Below are 361 nucleotides of genomic sequence, written 5' to 3'. Positions count from 1 at the left end.
GTTTGGTGACGCAAAAGACAAAATGCTTTAAATAGCCTCAAATGAAGTAAAAAATTTAAGGAAAATAGGCACATAATAAAAGGGATATTCTTATGGAGAAGGAAGCAGTTTTAGCACCATATGATACAAAGAAACGTGTTCTCTCTATCATATCTAGTGCATCAGGTAATCTGGTAGAATGGTATGATTTTTATGTTTACTCTTTTACATCCATCTATTTTGCATCACAGTTTTTTCCCTCCGATGGAGATGTTGTTACCGAACTTTTAAAGTCTTCCGTTGTCTTTTTTATTGGCTTTCTTATGCGCCCTATTGGCGGCTGGCTGTTTGGATTTATTGCCGATCGTTATGGACGTAAACG

The 361-nt window shown here is 36.3% G+C and carries 1 protein-coding gene; it reads left to right on the top strand.

Translation table 11 applies throughout. The features are described from left to right. Window positions 1–92: 92 nt before the first annotated feature. Window positions 93–361, top strand: a 269-nt coding sequence (locus ACFIK8_RS10130; protein ID WP_375669348.1) for an MFS transporter, incomplete at its 3' end; no start/stop codon positions are given.

The organism is Bartonella sp. MR168JLCBS (assembly GCF_042194175.1).
This window is presented reverse-complemented; position numbering and strand designations above follow the sequence as displayed.